This window comes from Baaleninema sp. (assembly GCF_049974805.1).
In the GTDB taxonomy this organism is placed as follows: Bacteria; Cyanobacteriota; Cyanobacteriia; order Cyanobacteriales; family Geitlerinemataceae; genus Baaleninema.
This window is the reverse complement of the sequence record NZ_JBNGCO010000218.1, coordinates 1-2,720: the sequence shown is the minus strand read 5'-3', so window position 1 is coordinate 2,720 and position 2,720 is coordinate 1. Positions and strand designations below refer to the sequence as shown.

Below are 2,720 nucleotides of genomic sequence, written 5' to 3'. Positions count from 1 at the left end.
GCCGAAATTGCCCATGAACACGGTCACCCGAACCCTGACGACTTGGTATCGCAACGTCTTGAGAAACCCCAAATATCGCTGGTGGGTCATCCTGGGAACCCTGGTGTACTTATTCAGTCCCCTCGATATTTCCCCCGATGTGATTCCCATCATCGGACAAATCGACGACGTGGCGATCGCGTTCTTGCTCGTGTCGGAAGTCGTGCAGATGGTGACAGAACGGTTGCAATCGCCGCCAGTGTCCGACGCGGAAACCGAGGCGGCCTCCGTTCCCAACGATGCCGATACCACCGTTGATGTGGATGCCGTATCCATCGATTGAGGCGTGAAACCTCGCGATCGCAACCCAAAACACAACCGAAATCCCTTGCTGTTTTTCGTCGTTCTCAGTCAAAATTGAATGGCGACGGATTCCTTGGGAGTTGAGATGTCATGCCGAAACAGTCTCCGAAACAGTGGTTGAGCCTCAGTTCTGCGCTGAGTGTATTGTGGTTGGGAAGTGGATCGATCGCGATCGCCTCTCCCAACCCCCCTTCAACTCAAACTGAAAAACCCCCGCAACTGGCTCAAACCCTCCCCAACGCCAACACCATGCGGCCGACCTTGCGCGTCGGAAGCGAAGGCGCAGCGGCGATCGAACTGCAAGGGGTTCTCAAACTCATGGGATACTATGCTGGCGTCGTAGACGGCCGGTACGACGACGAAACCGCTACCGCCGTCACCCAATTCCAACAAGCGGCGGGACTCTCAGCCGATGGCGTCGTCGGTCTCGACACCTGGAACCGTCTGTTTCCCCCCATGCAAGTCGGCGGTATCGCCACCCCGGTTTACACCAACACTGGCTCCACCACCTGCGTCTGTCCCACCCCAACGACAGCCGCCACCACTCCCATGCCGACACCGCTGCCTTACAGGACAACCGCCGCCAGCACTCCCACTACCTCCGCTTCAACCGTCGCCACGAACGACCTCCCGGTTTTACGAGAAGGAGCGGAAGGTTCCGCCGTCGTAGAATTGCAAATTCTTTTGCAGGATTTGGGATTTTACCAAGGAGACGTCGATGGGGTTTTCGGGTCGAGAACGGCCGATGCTGTTGAAGCCATGCAAGCGGCTTACGGACTCGATGTCGATGGGGTCGTGGGTTCGGCGACCTGGGGAGCGTTACTCGGTTATTAATTTTCTGAATTTCTTCCCACTCGATGTTGTTCCGTGGGTAGTACTAAAGAGGTAATGATTCGTTGTAGTGGTGAATAAACTGTGCGATTCGTTCTCAGAACTACTCAGAACGACTACTCAAAGCTGTTTTTGATAATATTATAATGTTGCGATATTTATTTGAAAAATAATCGAGATAACTTTGAAGAAATATCTATTGAGTAAATCTCGATCGAAAACAAGTATAAACCCTGAGAAAATATCATATTTTTTAATTTAAACAGGCAAAAATACGGAGATATTTCTGTGGAAAATTCGGTTTTCGATCGCCCTCTTTTCCTTTTACGATCGAATGGCGATCCACCGAATACCCAGAAACTCAAATGACTTTCGACATTGCCGTAATTGGCGCAGGTTTGGCAGGACTCACCAGTGCGGCACAACTCCAACAAGCCGGTTACGACGTCGTCGTCGTCGAGAAATCTCGCGGAGTCGGCGGACGAGTCGCAACCCGTCGTATCCCTGGATATCGCGCTGATTTGGGGGCGCGGTATTTAGAAGAAACCGGGCGTTTGCTACCGCTGCTGCTGGAAATTTTACGCGATCGCCAAGTCGTCCGGTTGTGGACGGACACCCGCCATCGTTGGGACAGCGAATTAATATTAGAAACCCCATTAGAACCGCCATCCCCTCGCTATATCGCCCCCGACGGAATGAACGCCATCGGCAAGTTTCTCGGTCGAGGAATGCGGGTTTGGTTCAGCCGTCGTGCCGTTCGACTCGCCCCCCAAGCTGATGATACCTGGCATTTGTCCCTGGAAACCGTGGCAGAGGGATCGAACGCTGCGATCGAACTCACCGCGAAAGCCGTGATTGTCGCCACTCCCGCCCCGCAAGCGGTGGAAATTCTCGGAAACACAGCGCAAATCCCTGAAGAATTCCGCCAAAATTTAACAGCGGTGGAATACGATCCTTGCATTACAGCGATCGCCAAATACCCCAGCGATCGCCAACTCCCCGATTGGGTTTCCGTGGATTTTCCGCCCGACACCGATTTATTGTGGGTGGGACTCGACAGCAGCAAACGCCCAGACGCCCAACAACCTGTTTTCGTGGTTCACAGTAGCGCCGATTTTGCGCGATCGCACCTCGATACCGCCAATCTCGAAAGCGCAGGACGCCAATTGCTCGATCGCGCCGCCTCTTATCTCCTTCCTTGGCTGTCCGAACCGAAATTCCTACAAGTCCATCGCTGGCGATATGCCTTTACTTCCAAATCTTGGTATCGCGACTGTTTAGCCACCGCAACGCCGCTTCCCTTGGTGTGTTGCGGCGATTGGTGCGGCACTCAACAAATCGAAACTGCCCTGCGATCGGGTTTAGCCGCCGCCAGCATTATCAACAGTCAACTTCAGCAAGAAGTTCTCAATCCTATTCGTCAAGTCTGGCGATCGCTTTAACTGCTGCCGATCTCCAACCGCATCCCTCCAGCAAGCCGAATATGATGGAACCTTGACACTCCCCAGCTGTCACGGCGTGGGGATTCTTGGGTCTATGGGGAGCCA

General features: G+C 53.6%; 3 protein-coding genes. All 3 read left to right on the top strand.

The genetic code is table 11. From position 1 onward, the window contains the following. Window positions 1–13: 13 nt before the first annotated feature. The 3 genes from ACP5D4_RS21410 (at window position 14) to ACP5D4_RS21400 (ending at window position 2,615) form a co-directional block, all read left to right on the top strand. Complete coding sequence (locus ACP5D4_RS21410; protein WP_428013629.1) at window positions 14–322, top strand: YkvA family protein; 309 nt, start codon at window positions 14–16, stop codon at window positions 320–322. A 110-nt stretch (window positions 323–432) separates the two neighbouring features. Then, on the top strand, window positions 433–1,176 hold the full coding sequence (locus ACP5D4_RS21405) for a peptidoglycan-binding domain-containing protein (RefSeq protein ID WP_428013628.1): 744 nt from the start codon (window positions 433–435) through the stop codon (window positions 1,174–1,176). Window positions 1,177–1,538: 362 nt separating this feature from the next. Then, on the top strand, window positions 1,539–2,615 hold the full coding sequence (locus ACP5D4_RS21400) for an NAD(P)/FAD-dependent oxidoreductase (RefSeq protein ID WP_428013627.1): 1,077 nt from the start codon (window positions 1,539–1,541) through the stop codon (window positions 2,613–2,615). The last annotated feature ends 105 nt before the right edge of the window (window positions 2,616–2,720 follow it).

Coding starts and splice junctions, on each gene's coding strand:
- ACP5D4_RS21410 (WP_428013629.1), top strand. CDS start 14: ATGAACACGGTCACCCGAACCCTGACGACTTGGTATCGCAACGTCTTG.
- ACP5D4_RS21400 (WP_428013627.1), top strand. CDS start 1,539: ATGACTTTCGACATTGCCGTAATTGGCGCAGGTTTGGCAGGACTCACC.
- ACP5D4_RS21405 (WP_428013628.1), top strand. CDS start 433: ATGCCGAAACAGTCTCCGAAACAGTGGTTGAGCCTCAGTTCTGCGCTG.